The sequence below is a fragment of the Brevibacillus sp. LEMMJ03 genome (assembly GCF_007197875.1).
Taxonomy (GTDB): domain Bacteria; phylum Bacillota; class Bacilli; order Brevibacillales; family Brevibacillaceae; genus Brevibacillus; species Brevibacillus thermoruber.
Genome location: NZ_VKJN01000001.1, coordinates 40,118 through 65,617 on the forward strand (window position 1 = coordinate 40,118; position 25,500 = coordinate 65,617).

Here is a 25,500-nt window from a genome sequence, read left to right on the forward strand (position 1 = left end):
CTCCCTCACTCCACAAAACGCTGACGGATCTCCGGCGTGGGGAGCAGGCACTGTTCCTGCCGCCCGAACCAGCGGTAGCGGTTGCGGGCAATCCAGTTGTACACGCAGTCCCGTACAGGACGGGGAATCACAAGTCCCAGCGACGAGAGCAGGGGCCACCACCCGTTCAGCTTGCGGCCGACGCGAAGCATCGCGTCCGAGCGGGTGTACAGGCTGTCCCCCTCGATCAGCACGACGGTGCGCAGTTCGTCTGCGGGAAAGCCGTGCCGGGCGAGGAGACGGCGGCCTGTCTCCGACTGGAGCGAAGCGAAGCGGATCCGCCCGGAGGGGTCGCGCGGGATGATAAACCGGACGGCGCCGTGGCACAGGTTGCACACGCCGTCAAACAGCAGAATGGCTTCGGAGCGGGGCGGCTTGTTCATCAAAAGCGCCTCCTGTCACAGAAGTCGGTGCGGAGAGGATGCTGCGGGAACGTGTCAGGCTTGCCGCAGACGGCATACCCCATGCCGTATCCGCCGCATGATCCTCTCCCTTTCAGCATAACAGATCGGCGGCCGCTTCTCCATTACGCAGATGCGATGGAGGTGTGGCTTCGGGGAACGTCACCAGACCAGCACGCCGCTTCGGATGAGTTCTTCCGCTTTGGCCATGTCGGTGTGCATCTCCCGGTCTTCGGTCAGGCGCGGAATGGCGCGACGGATGTGCTCATAGGCCCGCTGCGTGCCGTCACCCAACCGGCCGCTGCCAAACTCGATCGCCTGGGCGGCCGCCAGGTATTCGATGGCCAGCACCCTGGCCGTATTGGCGACAACGGCGCGCAGCTTGCGGGCCGCCGTCGTGCCCATGCTGACGTGATCCTCCTGATTGGCGGAGGAGGGAATCGAGTCGACCGAAGCGGGGTGGCACAACACCTTGTTCTCCGAGACGATGGAAGCGGCCGTGTATTGGGTGATCATGAAGCCGGAGTGCAGCCCGCCGTGTTCCGTCAAAAAACCGGGCAGGCCGCTGAGCTGCGGATTGACCAGACGCTCCGTTCGCCGTTCGGAAATGTTGGCCAACTCGGCCATCGCGATGGCGAGAAAATCGGCCGCCAGCGCCATGGGCTGACCGTGGAAGTTGCCGCCCGAGATCACCTCCCCTGTGTCGGGGAAGAGGATGGGATTGTCGGTTGCGCTGTTGCATTCCCGTGTGACGGCCGCCCAGACGTATTCCAGCGCGTCGCGCGTCGCCCCGTGGACCTGGGGAATGCAGCGCAGGCTGTACGGGTCCTGGACGCGCAGTTCTCCCGGGGCGGTCGTCCGTTCGCTGCCGTGCAGGTGGGCGAGCAGACGGCGCGCCGACTCCTGCTGCCCCGGATGCGGGCGGGTGAGATGGAGCTGCGGATCAAACGCTTTCGGGATGCCGCGCAGCGCCTCCACGGTCATCGCGGCGATCACCTCGGCACTCTCCAACAGGATGCGGGCGTCATGCAGGGCGATGGCGAGCAGGGCGGTCATCGCCTGCGTGCCGTTGATCAGTGCCAATCCTTCTTTGGCCTCCAGGCGGATCGGCGCCAGGCCTGCGGCGTGCAGCGCCTCCGCGCCGGACAGGCGCTTGCCCCGAAATTCGGCTTCTCCCTTGCCCAGCATCACCAGCACCATGTGGGCGAGCGGGGCGAGGTCTCCGCTGGCGCCGAGCGACCCCTGCTGGGGGATGACGGGATGGACGCCGCGATTGCACATCTCGATCAACAACTGCAGCGTTTCTTCCCTGATGCCGGAATACCCTTTGGCGAGCGCGTTGATTCGCAGGGCCATGATCGCCCGGACCACTTCCGTCGGATACGGCTCCCCCATGCCGCAGGCGTGACTGACGATCAGGTTTTCCTGCAGGCGGCGGATGTCCCCGGCGGGAATGACGACATCGGAAAATTTGCCAAAGCCGGTGGTAATGCCGTACACCACGCGCCGTTCCCGCACCATGCGGTCCACCAGGGCGCGGGAGCGGCGGACCTGTTCCGCCGCTTCGGGCGTGAGCCGGATTACTGCCCCGCAGCGGGCAATCGCTGTCACCTGGTCGATCGACAAATGGTCGCCGTCCAGGAAAATTACGGTCGGTTGTTCGCTCATGAGCGGCCTCCTTCACCATAAGTGTGTCGTGCGCATGGATTTTCCTCCGTTAGCAAAGCAGAGAACGAAAAAGGAAGAGGGGATAGGACGTTTGATCCTATCCCCTCTTCCCGGGTACCTATGCGATTGGCAAAACGTGCGAGACGCCCGCCCGGCATGCGTTTCCCCACTTTCTGTCCTTTTGAATTATCAGATGATTTCATCTTTTTCCATTGTACCTGATGGAGGGAAGCAGTCAAGGGGGAATCCCGACACGGCGTTCGCACGACCAAGGCAAAATCGGGCTCAGCTTTATCGGCGGGAGTGGGCAGGTGTCGTTTCTCGGAAAGGGTGAATGTCATACCATGTACTGTGCGATTTTACCAGAAAGGACGTGTGACTGTGGAAAAACGCCGCAAGATCCCGCCAATGCCTCCGGCGCTGCCAAGGCCCAGGCGCAAGCCGAAGGAGAAGCCGCTGCCTCATTTGCCGTCGCCGAACGTGCCGTCTCCGAACCTGCCATGGCCGAACCTGCCATCCCCGAACCTTCCGTCCCCGAACTGGCCGTCGCCGAACGTACCGTCGCCCAACCTGCCGTCTCCGAACCGGCCGTCGCCGAACGTACCGTCTCCCAACTTGCCGTCCCCGAACCTTCCGTCACCCAATCTGCCGTCGCCCAACATTCCGAGGAGACCGCCGCGCGTCCGGCCCAACATCCCGATACCGCCGAATGTCAGCCCCAACATTCCGATACCGCCAAATGTCAGCCCTAACATTCCGATACCGCCGAACGTCAGCCCCAATATCCCGATACCGCCCAGTTCCGAACGGCGCAGACATGGTAGAAGGGAGGACATCGACTACGATCTGGATAAATACCATTACCACCTGGAGCGGATGCACCACTACAAGCAAAAATGCGAGCAGTACCGCCATCACCGCCGGAAATACGGCAGGTACCACGAACTGTACTCCCACCACAAACAGAGAATGCGTCACTACTACGACCGCTGCACGTATGAGCGCACGGGCAGCAGTTCGGGCGGATACGGCTCGTCGTCCTACCGATCCAGCTCCAGTTGTGGCTGCGGCTGCGGCGGCCGGTGCTCTTCCTGCTCCTAACATGATACGCAGCAACGCCGTTCCCAGTGAGCGGCGCTTTTTTTAGTGACGCGCTCCTGCATGAAGCGGTTCGTTTGGGGAAACCTAACCTATCGACAAACGGATCATCTGGAGGAGACTGGCAATGGAGCACTACTTGGCAGAGCAGTATCGGGAAGGGCTGCAGGCGTTTGGTCGGCTGATGCCCGACGCGCTGAACGCCTACACCCGGTTTACCAGCGAGTGTTTTACGCCCGGCGAGCTGTCGTCCAAGGAGAAGCACCTGATGGCGCTCGGCATTTCGCTGTTCGCGGGCAATGAGCACTGCATCGTCTATCACCTGGAAGCGGCGCTGGCGGAAGGCGCGAGCGAACGGGAAATCACGGAGACGGTAGCGGTGGCAGGGGCGTTCGGAGGTGGGACGACGCTGTCCCACGGCGTCATTCTGATCAATGAGGTCATGGAGGAAAAAAAGCTGGACGTGCAGTAGCGCGTCGAATCAGTGGTCACTGCGGAGCAGACCCATGGGGGGTCTGCTCCGTTTTTTGGATGTCGAAGCCGCTTTCGAACCGTCCGCTTGGCTCACTTCCCAGGTATAGCCGATCGATTGGCACGTACAATGTACTAATCGTTGCACAACCTGTGGCGGTGTCGTGCCGAGAGGAGGAATGGCAGTGACGAACGGAACGCGGGATCAGTGGAATCATTGCTGGATCAACGGGGAGAAGCACTCCCTCCCGACTGCGCTGGACGTGACGAATCCGGCGACGGGGGAGGTGGTCGGACGGGTGCCTCTGGGAGGCGAGCGTGAAGCGCGGCTGGCCGTCGACGCGGCGGCGCAGGCATTCCCGCTGTGGGCCCGGCTTCCGGCCCAGACGCGCGCCGGTTACCTCATGGAGTGGGCCGAGCGGATCGTCCGGGACAGGGACGTGCTGGCGGAACTGCTGACAGCGGAGCAGGGCAAGCCGCTGGACGAAGCACGGGACGAGATCGAAGGCGCCGCCGCGTTTATCCGCTGGTACGCGGAAGAGGGGAAGCGGGCCTACGGCGAGGTGATTCCCGCCTCCAGGGAACAGCAGCGAATCCTGGTGCTGCGCCAGCCCGTGGGCGTAGCCGCTCTGATCACGCCGTGGAACTACCCGGCCGCGATGGTGGCGCGCAAAATGGCCCCGGCGCTCGCGGCGGGATGCACTGCGGTGCTGAAGCCGGCGCGGCAGACGCCGTTGATCGCCGTAGCGCTGTTCGATCGCCTGATGGAGACGGGCCTGCCCGCCGGAGCGGCCAACCTGGTGACGGGCGAGGCCGATGCGATTGGCGGCGCGTGGCTGTCCGATCCCCGCGTGCGCAAGCTCTCCTTTACCGGCTCCACGGCAGTGGGCAAGCAGTTGATGCGCAGGGCGGCCGACCAGGTCAAGCGGCTGTCGCTGGAACTGGGCGGAAACGCCCCGGTGATCGTCTTTCCCGATGCCGATCTGGAGCGGGCCGCCGAGGCCATCGTCGCCAACAAGTTTGAAAATGCCGGGCAGATGTGCAACGGCATCAACGTCATTTACGCCCATCAGGAGATCGCGGACGCGCTGACCGAGCGGATTGTCGCCCGGGTGCGCAGTTTGCGGGTGGGGGCGGGGACGGAACCGGGCGTGCAGGTGGGACCGTTGATTGACGAGAACGCCGTGCGCAGGGCAGAGCAGTTGGTGGCTGACGCCCGTGAAAACGGAGCGCGCATCCTGACGGGCGGCTACCGGCTGGCGGCGGGGGCGTATGCGCGCGGCCATTTCTTCGCTCCCACCGTCCTGGACGGCGTCACCCGCGCCATGGCTGTCACCCGCGAGGAAATTTTCGGCCCGGTTGCCCCTATTGTCCGCTTTGCATCGGAGGAAGAGGTGCTCCGCTGGGCCAACGAGACACCGTACGGGTTGGCGGCGTACGTCTTTACGCGCGATCTGGGCCGCTCCTGCCGGATGAGCGAAGGGCTGGAGTTTGGCATGGTGGCGGTAAACGGCACGTCGCTCAGCGTTCCGCAGGCGCCGTTCGGCGGCATCAAGGAAAGCGGCGTTGGGCGGGAAGGCGGTCATCACGGCTTGGCCGAATACCTGGACGTCAAATACGTGACGTTGACACTGCCCGATTGAGAGGGGAAGGCCAGCCTGACGAAGGTCAGAGAGGAGGGGGTACCAATGACGGAATCGGCGAAGGGACTGCTGAGCGTGGAGGAATTGGAGCACGCCATGCGCAGGGGCGAGATCGACAATCTGATGATCGCCATCGTCGACATGCAGGGGCGCCTGATGGGGAAGCGGTTGACGGCCGATTACTGTCTGCGCGGCGGTCTGCGCAAAGGGACGCACTTCTGCACCTACCTGTTGGGGACCGACATGGAGATGAACACGCCGCCCGGCTACGCGCTGATGAACTGGGAGAGCGGGTACGGCGATTGGCTGGCGAGGCCCGACTGGAGCACGCTGAGGATCGTGCCCTGGCAGGAAAAGACGGCGCTGGTCCTGGCCGACGCGGTGGACGAACAGACCGGCCAGTTGATTCCCATCGCGCCGCGCAGCGTGCTGAAACAGCAGTTGGAAAAAGCGGCAAAGCTGGGATTCAGGCCGTTCATGGCGAGCGAGCTGGAGTTTTACCTGTTCCGGCAGACCTACGAAGAGATTCATCGCGGCGGGTACGAGGAGCTGCGGCCGGCCGGCCACTACAACGAGGACTACAATCTGCTGCAGGGGACGAGAAATGAGAAGATTTTCCGGAAAATTCGAAATTTTATGCGGGAAGCGGGCATTCCCGTCGAATCGTCCAAGGGAGAGGCGCATGCCGGCCAGCACGAGATCAACATCCAGTATACGGATGCGCTGCAGTCGGCCGACTGGCACGTGCTGTTCAAGCACGGGGCAAAGGAAATCTGCATCCTGGAGGACCACGCCGTTACGTTTATGGCCAAACCGCATCACCAGTGGACCGGCTCCAGCGGCCATCTTCACCTCAGCTTGTGGGATGCGGACGGCAGCCGCAATCTGTTTTTTGATGCCCAGAGCCAGCCGTACGGCATGTCGGCGCTGATGCAGCATTTCCTCGCCGGGGTGATGGCCCATGTGCGGGAGTTTTCGCTCTGCTACGCCTCGACGGTCAACGCGTACAAGCGCTACGCCCCGGAGAGCTGGGCACCGGTGCATGCGGTGTGGAGTCGTGACAACCGCACCGCCGGCTTCCGCATCGTGGGCGAGGGCAGCAGCCTGCGAATCGAGTCGCGGATTCCGGGCGCGGACATCAACCCGTATCTGGCGTACGCGGCCATGATCGGATCGGGCTTGCTGGGCGTGGAGGAAAAGCGGCCGCTGCCGGAGGAGTGGCGGGGCAACGCGTACGCGGCCGAGGGCGTTCCGCGCGTGCCGTACTCGCTCTACGAGGCGATGGCCTTGTGGCGGGAGAGCGAAGCGGTTCGCCTCGTGTTTGGCGAAACGGTCGCCGACCACTACTACAACATGGCCCGCGTGGAACAGCAGGCGTTCAACGCCGTGGTGACGGCGTGGGAGCGGGCCCGTTATTTCGAACAGGGATGAGGAGGCGTACAGGCATGCGTTTGCAGGACAAAGTGTGTGTCATCACCGGAGCAGGCAGCGGCATGGGACAAACGGCGGCGGCCATGTTTGCGGCCGAAGGAGCCAGGGTGGCCGTCTTTGAAATCAGCGAAACGTCCGGCCAGACGACGGTGGAACGGGTACAGGCGGCAGGCGGCGAGGCGTCGCTGTTCGTCTGCGATGTGGCCGACGAGGAGAGCGTCAAGGCGGCCGTAAGCGCCACCCTGGAGCGGTACGGCAGGATTGACGTCCTGTACAACAATGCGGGGATCATGCCCGCGGAGGATCACTCCGTCCTGGATACGCCCGTCGAGGTGTGGGACCGCGTGATGGCCGTCAACGTGCGCGGCACGTTCCTGATGTGCAAGCACGTGATCCCGGCGATGATTCGGCAGGGAAAAGGCTCAATCATCAACATCGCCTCGTTCGTCGCCTTCATGGGCTGCAGCGTCCCGCAGGATGCCTACACCGCTTCCAAAGGGGCGGTCGTTTCGCTGACGCGCTCGCTGGCCATCCAATTCCGTCCCAAAGGCGTCCGTGCCAACGCCATCTGTCCCGGTCCGATCGAGACGCCGCTGTTGACCGAATGGCTGGTCAGCGACGAAGAGGCCCGGCGCATCCGTCTGGGCCGGCAGCCGTCCGGTCGTTTCGGCAAACCGGAAGACATCGTCCACTGCGCCGTCTATCTCGCCTCCGACGAGTCCGACTGGACCAACGGGGCGATTCTGAACGTGGACGGCGGCATCACCTGCAACTACTTTTAAGCGGCCCGGCTGCTCGCGGCGTGAGTTTCACCCGAGACGGGCTTCAAACCAACAGGGGGAGGGGAGCGGGATGCTGCTGCTGGGCCTGGTCCTGGTGCTGCTGACAATCGGCGTGGCGGTCGCCATCGGCTACCGCGCCAACGAAAGCGTCCGCCGGTTTGACGAAAGCCGGCACGAGAGCTTTATCGGTTCCAACCGGAACACCTGAGCGAAAGGAGGAGTCGCGGATGCAACAGGACAAACAGCGGCAGATTCTGGAGGACAAAAAGGACCTGAACAGGTTCGGGTATGCCCAGGAACTGCTGCGTGACATGGGGGGATTCTCCAATTTCGCCATCTCCTTTTCCATCATCTCGATACTCACCGGAGCGGTGTCGCTCTACGGCCACGGCCTGACCTACGGCGGGCCGGGCATGATGGGCTTCGGCTGGACGATCGTCGCCCTGTTCGTCCTGCTGATCGCCGCTTCCATGGCCGAACTGGCCTCCGCCATCCCGACCGCGGGGGCGCTGTACCACTGGGCGGCCGTCCTCGCCAACAAGCGCTGGGGTTGGTACACGGCCTGGATCAACCTGATCGGCCAGATCGGGATCGTCGCCGGCATTGACTACTCGTTCGCCCTGTTCGCCGATCCGCTCCTGGCCGGCGCGTTCGGGTACACGTCATCGGAGACGACGACCCTGGTGCTGTTCGGGATCACCTTGCTTTTGCACGGCGCGTTCAATCACATCGGGATTCGCCTCGTCGCCAGGCTGAACGACTTTTCCGCCTGGTACCACATCGGCGTCGTCGTCATTCTGGTCGGCAGCCTGGCCTTTTTCTCCCGGCACGAGCTGCAGCCGCTGGCGTACCTGTTTCAGGTGGGGCAGACCTTCTCCGACCAACCGTACGCCCTGGCGTTCCTGATCGGCCTTTTGCAGGCGCAGTGGACGTTTACCGGCTACGACGCGTCCGCCCACACGATCGAGGAAACGATCAACCCGCGGGTTCGCGCCGCCTGGGGCATTTTCAGTTCCGTAGCCTTTTCGTTCATTTTCGGGTTTGTGATGCTGGCCTTTGTGACCCTCTCCATCAAGGACGCGGCTGCCGCGAGCGGGGCGGAAAACGCCTTCATCCACGTCATCAGCGAAGCACTGGGCGGGACGTTCGGGACGGCGGTGCTTTGGCTGGTGACGTTTGCGATGTGGTTCTGCGGCCTCTCGTCGGTCACCTCGTTTTCGCGGATGCTGTACGCATTTTCCCGCGACAAGGGAATTCCGTGGAGCCGCCACTGGGCGGAAATCTCCGTCCGATACCGCACGCCGGCCAAGGCGATCTGGCTGGTGGTGATCCTCTCCTTTGCCCTGGCGCTGTTCGACTACATCCTGAAACGGATCAATCCGGACACCAGCTACACCACGCTCGCCTTCCTCACCGCAGTCAGCGTCGTCGGTCTTTACGTCGCCTACGGCATCCCGCTCTACCTGAAACTGCGGGCGGAGGCAAAAGGACTGTTCCGCCCCCAGCACTACGGCCCCTGGAACCTCGGCACATGGAGCAGGCCGATCAACGTGCTCAGTCTCGTCTGGATCGTCTTCATCAGCGTCGTGATGGTGATTCCGCCCAATCAAAACGCAGGGTTCGCCCTGATCGGCATGTTCCTGCTCCTCTTGGTCATGGATCTGGCCTACTACCATCGCCGCTTCCCCGGCCCGCAGGCGGCGCTCGACACGACGGCGGAGGAGATCAAGCGACAGGAATCGCGGTTCGGCAAATGAGAGAAAACGTCCAGCCCTTCCGATTGGAGGGGCTGTTTCCATGTGAATGCCATCACATAAGCGGGTGATGATATGACAAAAGACCCATTTTTAGCAGAATATGACAATTGTCAATTTACACCATTTGGACAAGCATCCTATAATGAAGATGTTCCTGCCCTTTCCATATTTCGCCAATTTCAGGGGAAGGGTGTTTTTCATGTACCTGCTTGAAAAAAGGCTGGCCAGCCCACCCGCCGCTGAAGGGGCAGATGTGAGGAAGTGGAAGGAACACGCATCGATCCCATATGTTTTCAAAAATGAGGAGGTTATCGTTTCGTGAAAAAGGTCGTCACGGTTGCCCTTGCTCTTACCGTTGTTTCCGGCGGCATGCTGTCCGCATCGGTAGGCGCGACTTCCACCAACGTTCAAACCTCTGCCAACTTCGCGTCGATTGAAAAGGCCGGCTCCGTCAAGCCGCAGGTTCTCCCCGCCGTCGGCGTAGCCGCCCTGACCGGCGTAGCCGCAGGTGTCGGGAAATACGTCGGCGAGAAAGCCGCTGCATGGGCGCACAAAAAATACAAGAACAGATGGTCCACCCTGCCTCTGCACGCCAACCAAAACCTGGAAGTTGTATTTGACAACTAAACCGCAGTTTGCCTGACAAAAGAGAGAGGGGAGCGTCCGCGTGCGGAACTCTCCCTCTCTTTTCCCTTCTCCAATCGCAGCCTGTCTGGAAAGGTGGTCAATTCGCGTGGAACTCGGCAAATGGCAAAAGCGACTGCTTGCGTGTTTTCCCGTGCTGCTGGTTGCCCTGATGCTGTGGCATTTCAGCATGATCCTGCTGCACGTGCTTCCGTTTAACCCGCTGACGAACAAATGGCGCGACATCGTCGACGGCTACACCAATCCGATTTTTTCGCAAAACTGGCACTTGTTTGCTCCCAATCCGGTGAGCCATACCAACACGATCTACATACAGGCGAAAGTGAAGGACGCCAGCGGCAGGCTGGTGGAAAGCGACTGGGTCGACATCACGACCCCGCTGATCACTGCCAACTGGGAACATCGCTTTTCGCCCATCAACCGCATCATGCGGTTCGGCGTGGGCGCGTTCACGCAGGCGTTTCATCAGGACGACGTGATCAACCTGTTTGAAGAAAAGAAACAGAAGCGGAACAAGGAAGATCTGAAGCTCCCCAAAGAGGATCTGGAGCTTCTGGATGAATACCGAAAGCAAGGGGTTCACCTGCTGTACCGCTACGGATTTTCGAACGTACCCAAGTACATTGCCGGCCAGGACGTGGATTCGATTCGACTGCGTGTCCTCATCCGGGCCAGCAAGCCGTTTTCCGAACGCCACAATCCCAACTACCAGCACGAACGGCAGTACGTGGAATTTGACTGGCAACGATACGAACCTGTGGTTCCTTCAATCTGATGGAGAAAGGGGAGTCCGTACATGGGTACCGCCGTGCGCGCCGACAGGCGTCTTTGGTTGGATTGGCTGTACCGCGAAGAGTTTTTGATCGGGGCTTCGCTGGCACGAATCGGGTTTGGCCTGATCATCCTGTACATGTACCTGATCCATTACGCGCAGCGCTACCTGCTCTGGTCAGACGCGGGACTGATCGATCACGACACCTACCTGGCCGCTTCCATGAAAGACCACGCGTACTCGCTGTACATGCTCAGTCCCTCGCTGGTCTATTTTGACCTGATCTATCACCTGGGAATTATCGTCACCATCCTCTACCTGATCGGCTGGAAAGGGCGCATCGTCTCGGTGCTGAACTTTATCTTCACCATCTCGCTGATGGACCGCAACGTGCTCATCTCCGACGGCGGCGACAACATCATGCGGCTGGTGCTGTTCTACCTGCTGTTTGCCAACACGACCGCCTACTTTTCCGCAGACGCGGACGCATACTGGCGCCGCCGCCCGCTGGTGGAACACACCATGTGGTACAAGATCAAGGCGGTTCTGCACAACTTCGCCGTGCTGTTCTGCATCATCAACCTGTGCATCATGTACTTGACCTCCGGCCTGTACCAGGTGATGGGGGAGGTCTGGCACAACGGAACGGCGGTGTACTACATCCTGCAGGTGGACGAGTACAGCCACCCGTTTTTCCAAAACCTGATCCTGCAAAACGACTTCCTCATCGTCCTGTCGACGTACGCTTCGGTCATCGTCAAGCTGGCGTTTCCGTTCCTGTTGTTCAACCGCTGCACGAAGTACCTGATCGTCTGCTGCGTGATCGGCTTTTACACCGGCATCGCCGTGGTCATGGGGCTGGTCACCTTCTCGCTGATCATGTGCATGATCGACTTCCTGCTGATCACCGACCAGGAGTACCTGCGCATCCACAACGGCCTGGCCCGGCTGTGGCGCCGCGTCCGTCTGGCGCTTCGGACCCGCACCCGCCGGATCGGGCGCATGGAGCCGGTACGGGCCCAGCGGGTGATGGTGTTTTACGACGGCTGGTGCCCGATGTGCCAAGCCTCTGTCCGTACGTTGAAGAAGCTCGACTGGTTCGGACTGCTTCGCTTCGTCTCGTTCCGGGAGCCGGGCGTCTGCGACGCGTACGGCCTGGACCCGCAAAAGGCGGAACAGCGAATGCACAGCAGGCGGGTGAACGACGCCGTCATGCGCGACGGCATCTACGCCTTCATCCAGATCAGCAAGCGGCTTGTGCCCCTGTGGCCGATCAGCCCGCTCTTGTGCCTGGCCAACCTGCTCGGCGTCGGCCAAAAGGCGTATGATTTCGTCGCTTCCCGGCGGACGATCCTTCCCGCCGGCGGCTGCGATGACGCGTGCTATCTGCCGCAAGCGCGCCCGGCCAAGCAGGACGCGTAAGACAAGCCGTGATACTGCCTCGTTCGCAAACGGCAAGAGCGCAGCAGGAGAAAAGGAGGGCTTTTATGGAACAGCGGTATCAGCTCGTGTACAAGAAGACAAAAACGTATCGCGTCGACTACACGTACGACAATCGGCAGCGTTCGCAGGTGGACTTGTGGCTGGCCCTGCCCGCACCCAGTATGACGCAGCGCAGCATCCGCATCCTGTCGCAGACGACTCCGCGGGAAACGGCTCTGCTGCCGACCGGAAACCCGCTCGCCTACTACGAAGTGGGAACCGGGCAGCGGGTCGTGCTCTCGTTTTCCTTTGACGCGTACGAGACCAGGCTTGTTCCCGCAAAAACGGCGGAGGACCAGACGGACGGCGAAACGGCCGGGGCGGCGGTGCTGACGGATGAGGAGCGGCAGTTCTACCTGCGCTCCACGCCGCTCGTGCCGGTGAACGAAGACATTCGCGACGAAGCGCTGCGCATCGTCGGCGACGCCCGCGAGCCGATCGAACAGGCGCGCAGACTGTTTGACCACATCGTCGCCCACTACCGCTATCACTGGCCGCCGACGGAACGGGGCGCGCTGGCGATGCGCTGCCACAAAAAAGGGGACTGCGGCGAGTTTTCCTTTTTGTTCGCAGCCTATTGCCGGGCGTTGGGCATTCCCTGCCGGACGGTGATCGGCGCCTGGGCGGCAGGCAAGTTCCAGGCGCATGCGTGGAACGAGTTTTTCGTCGACGGGGTCGGCTGGATTCCGGTCGATGCCAGTGTAGCCGCCGCGATGAAAAATCCGCTGAAGCAGCTCGCGTTCGTCACCCGCTACGGGACGAGAAGCTCAGGCCGCCGCTATTTCGGCAGCCTGGAGGGCAAGCGGGTCATCTTCAGCTTCGACAGCAGCCTTCCGCTGATCCCCGCCTACCCGGACGACACCCAGCCGCCCGTCCCCGCGGGCTACCAGTCGTTCATGGTCGGGGGAGAAATGCTGGCCTGGGGCTACCGCTCCCAGCAGGGGACCGCGCCCTACCTGCAGCCGGCATATGTCCGATTCGCCGGCAAGCCCGAGCCGGCCAGCGTGGCGGATTACATGGGGACCTGGCAGGTGAGCGAAACCGCGTTCGGGGCCGCCGCATCGCTGTGGATCAAGCGGATGTCGTTTGCGCTGTTTTTCCTCTGTTTGTTTTCCTACCACGGACTGTCGCTGTTTCACATGCGGCTGGAGTGGCTCAATACCCTCAGCACCGCCTTCTTTACCCTGCTGCTGCTGACGCTGATCCTGCGGCGGGAAGCGTATTGGGTGACGTATCTGTTTGCTGTCCTGATGGCGTTGAGTCTGTTTGCAAGCCTTCAACTTTTCTAACCCAGGGAGGGCCGTCGTTGTGAAAATGTCGTTCAGTTTGATGAAGCAGCAGTGGAACCGCGAAGGGAAGATGGCCTGGGGCAAATGGGTTCAGTATTCGCTCTTGGGGGTTGTCCTCAGTTCCCTGCTGTTTACCTTGTGCGTGCTGGCGTTCCGAACGGTCGAGCCCGCCCTGAAGCCGCTGCTGGTGTCGCTGTGGCAGGCCGCCTCGCTTCCGCCCGAGCAAACCGGTCAACTGGTGATGACCCTGCTCAATGTGCTGTGCCATTTCGTGACATTCAGTCTTATTGTTCACCTGTCGGGAAAAAAGGTGAAGCAGGCGCCGTTCAAGGTTGGGACCGCCGCATGCGTGACCACCTGGCTGGTTCCCTGGCTGTTTTACACGGCCGAGCTTTTGAACGGCACCGGATTCGTCACCAGTTTTCTGGAAGTGGTGGAGATGCTGCTCTACGCCTTTACGCTCTTTTTGGCGGTTTATCTGCCCTACGAACGGTTTATCAGGGAAGCGCCGCAGGGACCGGAGCACACCCGCCTGGAAAACAGCGGACTGGTCTGAGAAGCCGGCAGCCGCCAGAAACAGCCATCCCGCAGCCCTCATTGCCGGGAGGGCTGTTTTGCCTTTCCCGGATGGCAGCCGTTCCCTGCACCCGGCGGAAAGAAATCCGTGCCATTCCGCCCGGCTCCTAGTATACTCATAATAGTCGCAATTTTTCGCAGAAGGAGTGGAGAGAGATGAACGAACAACTGGCCATCGAACTGCGGGACGTTTCCTGGCAGCGAGAGGACCGGTATATCCTGCGTGGGATTGATTGGCAGGTGAAACAGGGGGAGCACTGGTGTCTGGTGGGGCAGAACGGCTCCGGCAAGACCAGCCTGCTCAACATCATCTGCGGCTACGTCTGGCCGACGACGGGGCAGGTCTCCGTAATGGGCCAGCGGTACGGCACGGTGGACCTCCGCGAGGTGCGAAAATCCATCGGCTGGGTCAGCTCCGCGCTGATGGCCCGTCTGCACGAACACGAGACGGCACAGCGGGTCGTCCTCAGCGGGAGGGAGGCGACCATCGGGTTGTACACCGCGCCGGAGGAGGAAGATCTGCAAAAAGCGGCAGAGCTGCTGGAGATGTTTGGCTGTGCATCGCTCATCCACAGCCCGTACCGGACGCTTTCCCAGGGAGAACGGCAAAAGGTGCTGATCGCGCGGGCGCTGATGGCTTCGCCGCGCCTCCTGATTCTGGATGAGCCGTGTACCGGTCTCGACCTGCTGGCGCGGGAACAACTGCTGGAGATGATCGACCGGATCGCCCGCCAGCCGGACGGTCCCACGCTCTTGTACGTCACCCATCACATCGAAGAGATTCTGCCGTGCTTCACGCATGCCCTGCTGCTGAAAAACGGCGAAGTGGATCGGGCGGGGCGCACGGTTGACGTCTTGACGGAAGCCGAACTGAGCCGCTTCTTCGGGGTGCCGATCGCGATTCGGCAGGTACAGGGGAGAACCTGGGTCAGCCTGGCGGAGCCGGCGTCCGCCCGTTAGCCGCTTTTTCAGCCGCATGCCTCTCCGCATTCGTGTATAATACGAGGTAGAATGAAATACATTTTCGGAAGGAGAGGAGAGATGGAGGCTTGACCAATGTTACCGCGCTGATTGCCGAATCCACCTGGGCGATTCTCACCTATGAAGAAGCTTGGAAAAGCTACATCAACAGCTACGTCATCGCCAAAAACGACGCGTTCGTGCTGATTGACTCCCATCTGCGCAAGCACCGCCCCTATTTTCAGCAGGCGCTTGCGGAGATTGGAGTCAAGCCGGAGCGGATCGGTTACGTGTACTTCACGCACCGACACGCTGACCACATCGGTAACGCCGACCTGTTCCCCTCCCGTCACAATTGGATTCACCTGGACGACTACTACGAGTTGGACGATTTTTCCCAAACCTTGTTCGGACATACGTTTACCGGTTCCGGCGGGGACCTGCCGCTTCTGCAATTCCGCCATCTTCCGTTTCATACCGAAGGCTCCGTCGCTTTTTTTGACCCCGATACCAAAGTCTGTTTTGTCGGCGATCACCTCAGCTTTTTTGCCAGGCCGGCGGAACGGGTGGTCGACTACGGGGCGGAACTGCGGGAATCGTGGCGGCAGTTTCTCCTTCGCTGGAAAGAGCAGGAGCCCGAGAAGGCGGCCGGCATGGCGGAAGGCCTGGAAATGCTGCTCGGCTGGCCGATTGAGCGGCTCGCCACCGGTCACGGCACCGTTCTCGCGGGGGACATCGCTCCGTTTCTGCAGGAACTGATTGCGTTGGCCCGCCAGCCGTAAAGCGCCTTCAAGCGCAAGACAAAAGCCTCACCCGGCTTGGGTAGAGGCTTTTGTCCATTCTTGCAACCGCTTTTCCAGCTCGGCCCGGTTCAGGCAGAGCGAGACGCCGGCATGCGTCATCAACTGGTGCACGTGGGTGATGGCCCGCTCGTAGTTGCCTTTGGCCGCTTCGATTTCGGCCAGGCAAAACAGCTTCCAGTCGCGTGCCGAGCGCCTGCCGTCGATCAGGCGGAAGGCTTCCAGCGCGCTGTCGATCTCGCCCAGCCGGGCGTGGGAGCAGGCGATCACGCCGAGCGAGTCGGTCATGCCGTGGTCGCGCTGATAGACGCGAAACGCGATTTCCAGGGCCTCGCTGTACCGCCCGAGGCTGAAGTAGACGAAGGCCAGATTGTAAAACAGGTAGTGGATCAACGCCTGGTTAAACAGGGACGGCTGTTCCTTGCAGACGTTCAGCCCCTGCACGATGTACTTTTCCGCCAGTTCGTAATTGCCGGCCATGATCTCGTGGGTCGATTTGTCCAGCATCGCCACGGAACGGGAGCGGTTTCGCCGATAGGAGGCGTCCAGCCAGCGCATCCGCTTTTCCGGATGGCGCTTGTACAGATTGCCGATGTATTGAAAGCGAAACGGCCAGTGGAGCCTGAGGAAGGCCACGAGCAGCACGGCCGCCACGCCAGACAGTGTCGAAGTCACGTTCAAGTCAAAGTATTCCAAGCGGTTGACACCCTTTCTCTCTGCTGCATCTCCTCTTCATCTTAGCACAGATCCCGCAGGCGTGACAGATGTTTGCGGCGATTGGAAAAGGGGAAGGCCGCCGAGCTTCTGCATCGTGGAGAGGTCGTGGGCCTCGACGGCAGCCCGGGATACGGTGTACAGCGTATCGCCGATCAAGAGGATGCGCTGCACGTTTTTCTCGCTCTCGTACCAGTCGTCGCCGGCCTGCTTGTAATCCGCCGCGCTCAGGTGGGTGATCCTGCCGCGAAGCGTAAAGCCGTGCTGCAGATCCAGCCGGTAGACGTACGCCCCCTGGAAAGCAAACCGCCCGTACTCGCGGAAATCGCCGGCTGTCTTCTGCGCGTCCGTCAGCTCCCGCACCGTAACCGGGAAGGCGAGAAGGTGCTTCTCCGGGGAGAAGAGCAGGGCCTTGTGGTTGGACAGCAGATCCGAGTCCGTGCCGCGATCGCCGATCACCGTCTTGAACGTCTCTTTCGGGTTGTTCACGTCCGTGACGTCGAATAGCGCCACTTTCATCCCCTGGTAGTAGGCCCATTCCTTGTCAGCGACCGCATCCTTGCCGAAGCCGATGATGTGGTGTTCATCGTAGGGATGCAGGTAGTCGCTGTAGCCGGGGATTTTCAGCGCGTCCAAAACAGCGGGAGCGCTGGGCTTCTTCAGGTCGATGACAAACAGCGGGTCCACTTTTTTAAACGTGACCATGTACGCCCGATCGCCCATGAAGCGGACCGAGTAGATGCGTTCCCCCGGCGCGATGCCTTCCAGCTTGCCCGTGACGTTCAACCGGTCGTCCAGCACGTACAGGTTGTTTTTCGAGATGCCTTCGTCCGTGCGCCAGACATCGCCGCTGGTGGTGGCGATCCGCAGGTGCTTGCCGTGTTCGTCCATGGAGAACTGGTTGAGGATGCGGCCGGGAACCGAACCTTTGCCGGTAAAGGACAGCGCGCCGTCTTTCAGCGCAAACCGGTACACGGCCGTCCTCGCGTTGTCGGGCGGCAGCGGTCGGGGCAGGAGCGCCCGCTCGAACGGTTTGACGTCCCGGGCAGGAGCCGGCTGTTCGGTGACGGCGACGTACAGATTGCCGGGAGAGGCGTATATGTTTTCGCCCGCGCCCAGATAGGCGTGCACCGACATGGGCTGGCGGGGATCGTCCAGGTTGACGCCCGCTGCCAGCAGGTAATCCGGTTGGAGCGCCTCCGGGAAATAGCGGATCTCCTGATAGGGGACGGTCCGGTAGCCGTCACCCCGGACGCTGTCGCGATAGACCGGTCCCGGCGCTTCTTCCTTCTGTTCCAGGATGAGGTAGGGATCGATCCGCTTGTTGGCGGTCAGGTAGAGGCTGGAGCCGATTTTGCGGGAGGAGAGGTACTGGCCGTCCAGTTCCAGCCGCCGCGTCAGCTTCGGATGCTCCTTGTCCCCGATGTCGTACACCAGCGCCTGCACCGTCACCGGCACGTGAGCGGCGAGGCGGGAATCGCCGCGCAGCGCGGGAGCGTTCGAGTGGCCGATCACGATCAGCCGCTTCTCGTCCACATAGATTTCGAGCGGGTCGAACTGGCCGTCCTCGTACGTCAGACGGCTCATCAGCTTCATGTGGCTCGCGGGAGCGGCCCGGATGATCCGCACGTCGTCCGGTGTCGCCTGATACAGATAGGTGCCGTCCGTCTTGACCACGTCCGCTTCGTCGACGCCCTGCACCTGGACGTTGGTCGTGGAATAGGCGGCGTTCCTGCCGGTGCTGCCGCCCGCGACGGGAGGGGCCGCGGACGCCGCGCTCTGTGTTTCCATGGCCAAGTCTCTGGTGGGGTAGAGGTAGGCGCGCTGCTGCCAATTGGTTTTCAGCAGCTTCTTCAGATGGTCGTACGAACCGACGACCGGCAGCTCGTCTGTGCCGGCGGCGGCCGCCTCTTCGTCGCCGATCCCGACGGCGGCGACAAAGGCAGGCACGGCCGCAAACAGGAGGGCGCCGGCCAAGAACCACGCGATGGGTTTTTTCATGCAGATCCCCCTTTCGATACTCATAAGACGGCAGCTCGACGAAAATGTTTCAGCGCCGTCCGAAGACGGCAAAAAACCCGGCAGGCGTGCCGGGTTTGCACGTGTGCCGGGTTATTGCGGAGGATTTCTGTCGGTGACCGCCGCCGTGCCGTTCTGCAAAGCGGGGATCAGGTTGCTCTCCAGGATCAAATCGGAGATGCGCAGCCGGTTTTGCGCCGCCAGCGTGGTTTCCTGCGCCCCTTGTCCGTCGACCGGTTTGCCGCTGGTTCTGTCCAGATACTGGCCCTCCTCCCACAGGCCGTTCTGGACCAGAAACACCCGGTTCTGCGTCACGTAGGAGCCGTCCCGGAAGACCACCTGCTTGTTGCTGCCGGAGGGGACATCGAAGAGACGCTGCCCCATGAAGTAATGGCCTTCCTGGGGAACGCCCAACAGGTACAGGAGCGAAGGGGTCAAATCCAGATGGCCGGCAACCTGTTCATCGACGGTCCCGTTATTCTTGCCCAAGGCGGAGCTGTAAATCACCAGGGGCACCTTGTCGTACTGCTTGTCGTACTGCGGCCGGATGCCGATGCGCGCCAGTTCCGCGTCGGGCAGACCGGCGTCGTGGTCGCCGTACACGGCCAGCACGGAGGAGTCGTACAGTCCGCTTTTTTTCAGCGATTCGATAAATTCGCCGAGGGCCTGATCCGCATAGTGAACGGAATGCAGGTAATCCCCCATCATCGTTCCTTCCAGCTCGCCCAACTGAAGCGTTTTGTAGGCGGCCGGCACTTCGTTGAACGGATGGTGGTTGGAGAGCGAGATCAGGAAGGCGAAGAACGGCTGCGGCAGTTCCGTCAGCTTTTCGTTCATCTGCTTGAAGAAGTCCCGGTCCGACAAGCCCCAGCCGACCTTTTCGCCGTCTTCCAGATTCTCCATGAACATGGACTGTTCGAAACCGAGCTTGCGGTGCATCACCGCGCGGTTCCAAAAGGAGCCGGCGTAGGCGTGCGCCGAAAAGGTGGTGTACCCCTCCCGCTTGAGCGCCTTGGGCAGCGAATCAAACTCGTTTTCGACAAAGTTAAAGTAAATGCTGCCGGGAACCGAAGACGGGTACAGCGACACAAGCGACGTAAATTCGCCGTCGGACGTGCGGCCGTGGTACGTCTGGTCGTAGTAGTTGGGATAGTAGACGCCTTCGCGGACCAGCTTGTTCAGATTGGGCGTCACTTCCTGACCGTTTACCTTCAGATTCACGACAAACGCCTGCAGCGATTCTTCCTGGATGACGATCAGGTTTTGCCCCTTCGCCTTTCCGAACAGCGGGCCGGGCTGCCATTTGCCGTTTTCGGCGGCAAACCATGTCTTCACGTCGTTGATCTCTTCGGGTGTGGCCTTTCGGTTCTTCAGGGCGCGGTTCACGTATTGATAGATGTCAAACAGGTGATAGTGGTAAATGCCCAATTCCTGCAGGACCGCCTTGTTGGAATAGCGGGAGTCCAGCAGGGAAGGCACCTTCGCCAGCGTCCGCTCGATGTTGAAGGTGGAACCGAACACCAAGAGAAACACGATCGCCATGGCGAAGATCCGGCTTGCCGTTTTCCAGACCGGTCCGCGATGCGCAGACAGCATCTGCTTCATCTTGAAACGGTACAAGAGGATGAGCAGCGGAATGTCGACAAAATAAAGCAGATACTTCCCGTCCGCCAGCGTCCAGATGCTGCCGCTGATTTCGTTGACCTGCCCGATCTGGCGCAGCAGGCTGATCGACGTGACGTCGTGGAAGTAGCTGTGGTAAATGGAATCGATAAACATCAGCGTGCTCAAAACCAGGTCGACCAGCATCACATACGCAAACCGGAAGGCAAACGGAAACGCGTTGCGGCAGATCAACAGGCTTGCCACGACCAACAGGGAAATGGCGTACACGGTGCCGTCCAGATTCATGTTGACGATGCGGTAAAACAACGGCACTTTCCAGGCAAAGATGGCGACGAGCAGGATGAAGTCGATCTTCGCCTGGAGCAAGAAGGTGATGTTTCGTACAAGCTGTTTTCCTTTCATGACCCTACCTCTCCACTCTCTGAACAAACCTTGTCCTCATGTTTAACATATTCTTCCAAATTCGCTGTTCATCCTTTTTTCTAGTGCGAACCCTTTCTGCGGATCATCCCCTCTTGACATGATAATCCCCTTTGCGCCGATTCACAAGCCAAATAAAATTCCTGGATTTTTTCGAACCTCTCTGCAAGTGCATACATTCTACGGACAGAGGGGAGCGGGTGTGATATAATAAGAGGCGGTTTACGATACCTCGCACACCACTTGGTCAAAAAGGGGCGACATAGATGGAAAAGCTAAAGCAAAGCATTCTGGAACTGATCACGGAGACGTCCACCAATCTGCCGCCGGACGTGCGCCGCGCGATCAACGCCGCGAAAGCGAAAGAAGATATGGGCACCCGTGCCGCTCTGTCTCTGTCCACCATTGCGCAAAACATCACGATGGCGGAGGAAAACGTCTCGCCGATCTGCCAGGATACCGGCATGCCAACCTTTGAAATCAAAACGCCGGTCGGCGTCAATCAACTGGTGATCAAAAAGGCGATTCACGAAGCAATTGCCGAAGCGACCAAAACCGGGAAACTGCGTCCCAATTCCGTGGACTCCCTCACCGGTGAAAACAGCGGAAACAACCTGGGACCGGGTACGCCGGTCATTCACTTTGAACAGTGGGAAGAAGACGAGATCGAAGTCAAACTGATCCTCAAGGGGGGCGGCTGCGAAAACAAGAACATCCAGTACTCGCTCCCCTGTGAACTGGAGGGGCTCGGCAAGGCGGGCCGCGACCTGGACGGCATTCGCAAGTGCATCCTGCACGCCGTCTACCAGGCACAAGGACAGGGCTGCAGTGCCGGCTTCATCGGCGTCGGCATCGGCGGCGACCGGACGTCCGGTTACGCGCTGGCCAAGCACCAACTGTTCCGCCGCGTCGACGACGTCAACCCCAACCCGACCCTGGCCGAACTGGAGAATTACATCATGGAAGCGGCCAACCAACTGGGGATCGGGACGATGGGCTTCGGCGGCAATTCCACGCTCCTCGGCTGCAAAATCGGCGTGGAAAACCGCCTGCCGGCCAGCTTCTTCGTCTCCGTTGCCTACAACTGCTGGGCGTTCCGCCGTCAGGGCGTGCGCCTCAACGCGGAGACGGGCGAGATCATCCGCTACCTGTACAAGGACGAAGAGGTCCCCATGGACATGACGCCGGCCGCCATCGAGCAGCCAGCCGGCGAACGCCGCGAAGTGGTGCTGGAGGCACCGATCACGGAAGAGCAGATCCGCAGCCTGAAAGTGGGCGACGTGGTCATCATCAACGGCCTGATGCACACGGGACGCGACGCCCTGCACAAGTACCTGATGGATCACGACTGCCCGGTCGACCTGAACGGCGGCATCATCTACCACTGCGGTCCGGTGATGCTGAAAGACGAAGCGGGCAAGTGGCACGTGAAGGCAGCCGGTCCGACCACGTCGATTCGCGAGGAGCCGTACCAAGGCGACATCATCAAGAAATTCGGCATCCGCGCCGTCATCGGAAAAGGCGGCATGGGAGCCAAAACGCTGAAGGCGCTGCAGGAACACGGTGCCGTCTACCTCAATGCGATCGGCGGTGCGGCCCAGTACTACGCCGATTGTATTGAAGAAGTGGAAGGCGTCGACTTTATGGAGTTCGGCATTCCGGAAGCGATGTGGCACCTGCGCGTCAAGGGCTTTGCCGCCATCGTCACGATGGATGCGCACGGCAACAGCCTGCACGCCGACGTGGAAAAAAGCTCGAAGGAAAAGCTGGCGCAGTTTGCCGAGCCGGTCTTCAAATAAAAACGGATACACGCACAAAAAACCTTTGGTCACCCGCTGCGGGGCCAAAGGTTTTTTTCACCCGTGACAGGGGGGCTGTTCTGCGGCGCAACCGTCACCCGCCGCCTCGCCGCAAACGTTCGTCCGGCTGGGAGCCGTGAATGGGCGGAGCCTGTCACGGCGAATTTCATGGGTGTTTGACCAATCTGGCGAAAATGGGTATTGGTTTATTTCCTCGCTCCGCGGGCGGGCATAGGTTAATAACGAATCAGAACCCCAAAAGGAGTTGGTCATGCGTGAATTATGTAGTCCGACCCGGTGACACGCTCAATTCCATCGCCGCCCGCTTTGGAGTGTCGGTGCAGGAACTGATCCGCGCCAACAACCTCCAGCCTCCGTACTATATCTACATTGGACAGACGCTTTTCATTCCGATCCGCGAGACGCCGACACCGCCGCGTGATGACGTGGACCGCCGCCTGCGCCGCCTGGAGGGACAGGTACGCGATCTGGACCGCCGCGTGGACCGCCTGGAAGTGCGCGTTTCCCGTCTGGAAGGCCGCCCGCGCCCCCGCACGTAAACGACCCGTTCGTCTCCCGAGGAGCTTCCTCGGGATTTTTTTTCGCGCCGGAAGCCTGCGCCAATAGACATTATGCTTGAACTCCAGGTAGTGGAAAGCTACGATAAAGACAATACAGATAGGGGGGAAACGCATGAAGTGGAATGTTGCCTTGCTGCAGATGGATATCGCTTTCGGCCGGCCGGACCTGAACGCGGCAACGGTGCGCAGGTTGGTGAACCAATTGGCGGAGGCGGAGCAGCAGCCGGATCTGGTGGTTTTGCCTGAACTGTGGGACACGGGGTACGATCTGACCCGCCTGGACGAGATCGCCGACGACAACGGAGAACGGGCAAAAGCGCTGCTGCGGGAAGCCGCCGTGTATCTAAAGGCCCATGTCATCGGCGGTTCCGTTGCCGAACGCAGGGACGGACGCGTCTACAACACCACGTTTGTGTTTGACCGGGAAGGAAATCTGGCGGGGAGCTATTCCAAAACCCACCTGTTTCGCCTGATGGACGAAGAAAAGTATCTGGCGGCGGGAGAGAAGCCCGGATTGTACATACTGGACGGACAGACGGCGGGTTCCGTCATCTGTTACGACATCCGCTTTCCGGAGTGGCTGCGCGTCCACGCCCTCAAAGGGGCCAAAGTGATGTGCGTGCCCGCGCAGTGGCCCCACCCCCGTCTGGATCACTGGCGCCAACTGCTGATTGCGCGCGCGATCGAAAACCAGATGTACGTCGTCGCCTGCAACCGCGTCGGCGAGGGAGGCGGCAACACCTTCTGCGGCCATTCGATGGTGGTCAATCCGTGGGGGGAAGTGATCGCGGAAGGGATGCAGCAGGAGGAGATCGTTTACGCCGAACTGGACCTCGCGCTGGTGGACGAGGTGCGGGGCCGGATTCCCGTGTTTGCCGATCGGCGTACCGAACTGTACGAACTTTAGTCCGGCCTTGTCCGGCATCGCGGCTGGGGGCGGCCGGGATGTGACGTGTTCCAAGCAGTCGGACATCTGACCGGCACGCCTGCGGACCAAAAATGGGCGATTGCGACCGCCCCATCCGATTTTCCTTTCGGGCCTATTTGGCATAGGGTGATAAGAGAGGAACAGAAGGAGGTGCGGTCATGTTTCGACTGAACGGCAAATCGGTTCGCCACCATTTTGACGGCGTCTACGGCAAAGTGGTGCAGATTCGCGAGCTGGTGGAAGTGCTCGACCAGATGTTCGATTCCTTCCACAGGGTAAACGACATCAGCCGCTCCATGCTCGGGCCGCGCAAGCCGAGAGCCAAGCAGTTGGATCGTCTGCGCTGAGCGCACAATACGAAAATCACAGGGGAACCGCGACGACCATCAAGCGGTTCCTTTTCCACTTTAAAGAGGGATGGCAACGAAACAACCGTGCCAGCCGGCAGCACGGCCGGCGGTAAGGGATCGCCGCGCCCGAGCCTGCCACAAAACTTCCAACAGCAGATCGGCGGAACGCAAGCCTCGGAAGCAGCAGCAACCGTCCAAGGACCGGTGCGCATTTTACAGAAACAGGCTGCTCTGCAAGCAACACCGGTCAATGAAACGGCCGCTGGTCCGGGGGCGGAATGCGTGCTTCATGGGATACAACAGTTACGTCCAGTAAAACTTCTGAGAACGAACGGGAACGAATTCGTCTGTGCTGTCGTCAAAGAGTAAAAAAGCTGGGAAGGAGTGAACAGAATAAACAAGAAGATACACTCGCTGTCTCTCGCGTTCGTGTTGGTGGCATCGGTCGGTGCTTATGCGTTCGCATTTCAAGGCGACGGAAACGAGGGCGCAGGCACTTCAGATGCGAACGTGGAGGTGAAAGCCGACAGTAAGCCGCTCAACAAAAATCCCGAACCCATTCTGAAAGGGAACGCAGATCAATCGGGCTTGCAAAGCCAGTCCTTCAAAGCCACCAAAAGCAGTGTTCTTGACGAAAACTATTTGGAAGAACAGAACGCGGAAGTGAAGCTGACCGCGTACATGACGTACGAGGAGTTTGTGAAACTTGCGGGAGATGACGCCGTTTCCACTGAAATCGCCAAAGATCGCGTAGTCTTGGCGGTTCAGGTCTATTATCCGAATGGGCTTGAACATCCTCGTTTCGGCCTCATCAAAAACTGCTTGGCCACCGGCATGTATGATGCGGAAACCGGAGAGTATCTCGGCGGTAATTTTACAACAATGAAATGAACGGTCTGCACACGAAAAGGACGGGGAGCGCCCGTCCTTTTTCATGCCGCCGGCCATTTTCCGCGTTTCCCTGGTTCCGCTGCGATTGACATGCGGGCGAGGGTCACGGACGCGACTTCATCCGCTCCATGGCCATCCGCACCAGTTCCTTGACCATGCTGCCGCCCAGTTGACCGCCGATCCGGCCGGCGTCGTGGGCGGTGAGGTGGCCGTTGTAGCCGTTCGTCAGGGGAATGTTCAGCTCTTCCGCCACTTCATACTTGGCCTGCTCAGGTTCGTTCACCCGGGCCGCCTGGGCTTTCAGCCGGTCCAGCCCGTGTTGCGCCTGCGGGACGAGGGGACGTCTGCGCCTGCTCAT

The 25,500-nt window shown here is 60.6% G+C and carries 26 protein-coding genes; 19 read left to right on the forward strand and 7 right to left on the reverse strand.

All coding sequences use genetic code 11. The features are described from left to right. Positions 1 to 5 precede the first annotated feature (5 nt). The 3 genes from FOI68_RS00200 to FOI68_RS23215 form a co-directional block, all read right to left on the reverse strand. Positions 6 to 422: a thiol-disulfide oxidoreductase DCC family protein gene (locus FOI68_RS00200; protein WP_029099280.1), complete on the reverse strand. Its 417-nt coding sequence runs from the start codon at positions 420 to 422 to the stop codon at positions 6 to 8. 180 nt (positions 423 to 602) lie between these two features. Beyond that, a complete protein-coding gene (gene hutH, locus FOI68_RS00205; protein WP_143862018.1) occupies positions 603 to 2,108 on the reverse strand; it encodes a histidine ammonia-lyase in 1,506 nt (501 codons plus the stop codon). A 461-nt stretch (positions 2,109 to 2,569) separates the two neighbouring features. Continuing rightward, positions 2,570 to 2,833 (reverse strand): hypothetical protein, encoded by a 264-nt coding sequence (locus FOI68_RS23215; RefSeq protein ID WP_185973854.1) that lies wholly within the window; start codon positions 2,831 to 2,833, stop codon positions 2,570 to 2,572. Positions 2,834 to 2,984: 151 nt separating this feature from the next. Between FOI68_RS23215 and FOI68_RS00210 the strand changes: the two genes are divergently transcribed. The 14 genes from FOI68_RS00210 to FOI68_RS00270 all read left to right on the forward strand — a co-directional run bounded on the left by FOI68_RS00210 (position 2,985) and on the right by FOI68_RS00270 (position 15,796). Next, a complete protein-coding gene (locus FOI68_RS00210) occupies positions 2,985 to 3,209 on the forward strand; it encodes a hypothetical protein (RefSeq protein ID WP_143862019.1) in 225 nt (74 codons plus the stop codon). 124 nt (positions 3,210 to 3,333) lie between these two features. Next, the gene (locus FOI68_RS00215) at positions 3,334 to 3,678 is read left to right on the forward strand and encodes a carboxymuconolactone decarboxylase family protein (protein ID WP_029099283.1); all 345 of its coding nucleotides are present in this window, start codon (positions 3,334 to 3,336) and stop codon (positions 3,676 to 3,678) included. Between the two features lie 184 nt (positions 3,679 to 3,862). Then, complete coding sequence (locus FOI68_RS00220) at positions 3,863 to 5,320, forward strand: NAD-dependent succinate-semialdehyde dehydrogenase (RefSeq protein WP_370512093.1); 1,458 nt, start codon at positions 3,863 to 3,865, stop codon at positions 5,318 to 5,320. 45 nt (positions 5,321 to 5,365) lie between these two features. After that, entirely contained in the window at positions 5,366 to 6,751 is a 1,386-nt protein-coding gene (locus FOI68_RS00225; RefSeq protein WP_143862020.1) for a glutamine synthetase family protein, read from the forward strand. 14 nt (positions 6,752 to 6,765) lie between these two features. Then, on the forward strand, positions 6,766 to 7,533 hold the full coding sequence (locus FOI68_RS00230) for an SDR family NAD(P)-dependent oxidoreductase (RefSeq protein WP_029099286.1): 768 nt from the start codon (positions 6,766 to 6,768) through the stop codon (positions 7,531 to 7,533). A 70-nt stretch (positions 7,534 to 7,603) separates the two neighbouring features. Next, positions 7,604 to 7,741 carry a hypothetical protein gene (locus tag FOI68_RS23220; RefSeq protein WP_162836751.1) on the forward strand — a complete coding sequence of 46 codons (138 nt, stop codon included), beginning with the start codon at positions 7,604 to 7,606 and terminating at the stop codon, positions 7,739 to 7,741. A 19-nt stretch (positions 7,742 to 7,760) separates the two neighbouring features. Continuing rightward, positions 7,761 to 9,290: an amino acid permease gene (locus FOI68_RS00235; RefSeq protein WP_035298169.1), complete on the forward strand. Its 1,530-nt coding sequence runs from the start codon at positions 7,761 to 7,763 to the stop codon at positions 9,288 to 9,290. A gap of 318 nt (positions 9,291 to 9,608) precedes the next feature. Further along, positions 9,609 to 9,917, forward strand: a complete 309-nt coding sequence (locus FOI68_RS00240; RefSeq protein WP_143862021.1) for a hypothetical protein — start codon at positions 9,609 to 9,611, stop codon at positions 9,915 to 9,917. Positions 9,918 to 10,023: 106 nt separating this feature from the next. Further along, positions 10,024 to 10,710, forward strand: coding sequence for a DUF5819 family protein (locus FOI68_RS00245; RefSeq protein WP_143862022.1), 687 nt, complete (start codon positions 10,024 to 10,026; stop codon positions 10,708 to 10,710). Positions 10,711 to 10,731: 21 nt separating this feature from the next. Continuing rightward, on the forward strand, positions 10,732 to 12,129 hold the full coding sequence (locus tag FOI68_RS00250) for a DCC1-like thiol-disulfide oxidoreductase family protein (protein ID WP_143862023.1): 1,398 nt from the start codon (positions 10,732 to 10,734) through the stop codon (positions 12,127 to 12,129). 65 nt (positions 12,130 to 12,194) lie between these two features. Next, positions 12,195 to 13,478: a transglutaminase-like domain-containing protein gene (locus FOI68_RS00255; protein WP_143862024.1), complete on the forward strand. Its 1,284-nt coding sequence runs from the start codon at positions 12,195 to 12,197 to the stop codon at positions 13,476 to 13,478. Positions 13,479 to 13,497: 19 nt separating this feature from the next. Continuing rightward, the gene (locus FOI68_RS00260) at positions 13,498 to 14,034 is read left to right on the forward strand and encodes a hypothetical protein (protein WP_143862025.1); all 537 of its coding nucleotides are present in this window, start codon (positions 13,498 to 13,500) and stop codon (positions 14,032 to 14,034) included. Positions 14,035 to 14,210: 176 nt separating this feature from the next. Next, the gene (locus FOI68_RS00265; RefSeq protein ID WP_370512094.1) at positions 14,211 to 15,014 is read left to right on the forward strand and encodes an ABC transporter ATP-binding protein; all 804 of its coding nucleotides are present in this window, start codon (positions 14,211 to 14,213) and stop codon (positions 15,012 to 15,014) included. Between the two features lie 89 nt (positions 15,015 to 15,103). Then, positions 15,104 to 15,796, forward strand: a complete 693-nt coding sequence (locus tag FOI68_RS00270) for an MBL fold metallo-hydrolase (RefSeq protein ID WP_143862026.1) — start codon at positions 15,104 to 15,106, stop codon at positions 15,794 to 15,796. Positions 15,797 to 15,823: 27 nt separating this feature from the next. On the opposite strand, the gene FOI68_RS00275 is transcribed toward FOI68_RS00270, so the two are convergent. The 3 genes from FOI68_RS00275 to FOI68_RS00285 form a co-directional block, all read right to left on the reverse strand. After that, a complete protein-coding gene (locus FOI68_RS00275) occupies positions 15,824 to 16,510 on the reverse strand; it encodes a tetratricopeptide repeat protein (protein ID WP_029099296.1) in 687 nt (228 codons plus the stop codon). 36 nt (positions 16,511 to 16,546) lie between these two features. Further along, entirely contained in the window at positions 16,547 to 18,529 is a 1,983-nt protein-coding gene (locus FOI68_RS00280) for a beta-propeller domain-containing protein (RefSeq protein ID WP_143862027.1), read from the reverse strand. Positions 18,530 to 18,640: 111 nt separating this feature from the next. Next, positions 18,641 to 20,575: an LTA synthase family protein gene (locus FOI68_RS00285; RefSeq protein WP_143862028.1), complete on the reverse strand. Its 1,935-nt coding sequence runs from the start codon at positions 20,573 to 20,575 to the stop codon at positions 18,641 to 18,643. 284 nt (positions 20,576 to 20,859) lie between these two features. Here FOI68_RS00285 and FOI68_RS00290 point away from each other — a divergent pair, with 284 nt between their 5' ends. From FOI68_RS00290 to FOI68_RS00310, 5 genes are all read left to right on the forward strand, one after another. Then, positions 20,860 to 22,392, forward strand: a complete 1,533-nt coding sequence (locus FOI68_RS00290) for a fumarate hydratase (RefSeq protein ID WP_035298157.1) — start codon at positions 20,860 to 20,862, stop codon at positions 22,390 to 22,392. Between the two features lie 275 nt (positions 22,393 to 22,667). Then, entirely contained in the window at positions 22,668 to 22,952 is a 285-nt protein-coding gene (locus FOI68_RS00295; protein ID WP_029099299.1) for a LysM peptidoglycan-binding domain-containing protein, read from the forward strand. 133 nt (positions 22,953 to 23,085) lie between these two features. After that, positions 23,086 to 23,880: a carbon-nitrogen family hydrolase gene (locus FOI68_RS00300; RefSeq protein WP_143862029.1), complete on the forward strand. Its 795-nt coding sequence runs from the start codon at positions 23,086 to 23,088 to the stop codon at positions 23,878 to 23,880. A gap of 179 nt (positions 23,881 to 24,059) precedes the next feature. After that, positions 24,060 to 24,248, forward strand: a complete 189-nt coding sequence (locus FOI68_RS00305; protein ID WP_143862030.1) for a hypothetical protein — start codon at positions 24,060 to 24,062, stop codon at positions 24,246 to 24,248. A gap of 387 nt (positions 24,249 to 24,635) precedes the next feature. Further along, positions 24,636 to 25,142, forward strand: a complete 507-nt coding sequence (locus FOI68_RS00310) for a hypothetical protein (RefSeq protein WP_143862031.1) — start codon at positions 24,636 to 24,638, stop codon at positions 25,140 to 25,142. Positions 25,143 to 25,245: 103 nt separating this feature from the next. On the opposite strand, the gene FOI68_RS00315 is transcribed toward FOI68_RS00310, so the two are convergent. Further along, positions 25,246 to 25,500 (reverse strand): alpha/beta-type small acid-soluble spore protein, encoded by a 255-nt coding sequence (locus FOI68_RS00315; RefSeq protein ID WP_029099303.1) that lies wholly within the window; start codon positions 25,498 to 25,500, stop codon positions 25,246 to 25,248.

Coding starts and splice junctions, on each gene's coding strand:
- FOI68_RS00200 (WP_029099280.1), bottom strand. CDS start 422: ATGAACAAGCCGCCCCGCTCCGAAGCCATTCTGCTGTTTGACGGCGTG.
- hutH (WP_143862018.1), bottom strand. CDS start 2,108: ATGAGCGAACAACCGACCGTAATTTTCCTGGACGGCGACCATTTGTCG.
- FOI68_RS23215 (WP_185973854.1), bottom strand. CDS start 2,833: ATGTTGGGGCTGACATTCGGCGGTATCGGGATGTTGGGCCGGACGCGC.
- FOI68_RS00210 (WP_143862019.1), top strand. CDS start 2,985: ATGCACCACTACAAGCAAAAATGCGAGCAGTACCGCCATCACCGCCGG.
- FOI68_RS00215 (WP_029099283.1), top strand. CDS start 3,334: ATGGAGCACTACTTGGCAGAGCAGTATCGGGAAGGGCTGCAGGCGTTT.
- FOI68_RS00225 (WP_143862020.1), top strand. CDS start 5,366: ATGACGGAATCGGCGAAGGGACTGCTGAGCGTGGAGGAATTGGAGCAC.
- FOI68_RS00230 (WP_029099286.1), top strand. CDS start 6,766: ATGCGTTTGCAGGACAAAGTGTGTGTCATCACCGGAGCAGGCAGCGGC.
- FOI68_RS23220 (WP_162836751.1), top strand. CDS start 7,604: ATGCTGCTGCTGGGCCTGGTCCTGGTGCTGCTGACAATCGGCGTGGCG.
- FOI68_RS00235 (WP_035298169.1), top strand. CDS start 7,761: ATGCAACAGGACAAACAGCGGCAGATTCTGGAGGACAAAAAGGACCTG.
- FOI68_RS00250 (WP_143862023.1), top strand. CDS start 10,732: ATGGGTACCGCCGTGCGCGCCGACAGGCGTCTTTGGTTGGATTGGCTG.
- FOI68_RS00255 (WP_143862024.1), top strand. CDS start 12,195: ATGGAACAGCGGTATCAGCTCGTGTACAAGAAGACAAAAACGTATCGC.
- FOI68_RS00265 (WP_370512094.1), top strand. CDS start 14,211: ATGAACGAACAACTGGCCATCGAACTGCGGGACGTTTCCTGGCAGCGA.
- FOI68_RS00280 (WP_143862027.1), bottom strand. CDS start 18,529: ATGAAAAAACCCATCGCGTGGTTCTTGGCCGGCGCCCTCCTGTTTGCG.
- FOI68_RS00285 (WP_143862028.1), bottom strand. CDS start 20,575: ATGAAAGGAAAACAGCTTGTACGAAACATCACCTTCTTGCTCCAGGCG.
- FOI68_RS00290 (WP_035298157.1), top strand. CDS start 20,860: ATGGAAAAGCTAAAGCAAAGCATTCTGGAACTGATCACGGAGACGTCC.
- FOI68_RS00300 (WP_143862029.1), top strand. CDS start 23,086: ATGAAGTGGAATGTTGCCTTGCTGCAGATGGATATCGCTTTCGGCCGG.
- FOI68_RS00305 (WP_143862030.1), top strand. CDS start 24,060: ATGTTTCGACTGAACGGCAAATCGGTTCGCCACCATTTTGACGGCGTC.
- FOI68_RS00315 (WP_029099303.1), bottom strand. CDS start 25,500: ATGAGCAGGCGCAGACGTCCCCTCGTCCCGCAGGCGCAACACGGGCTG.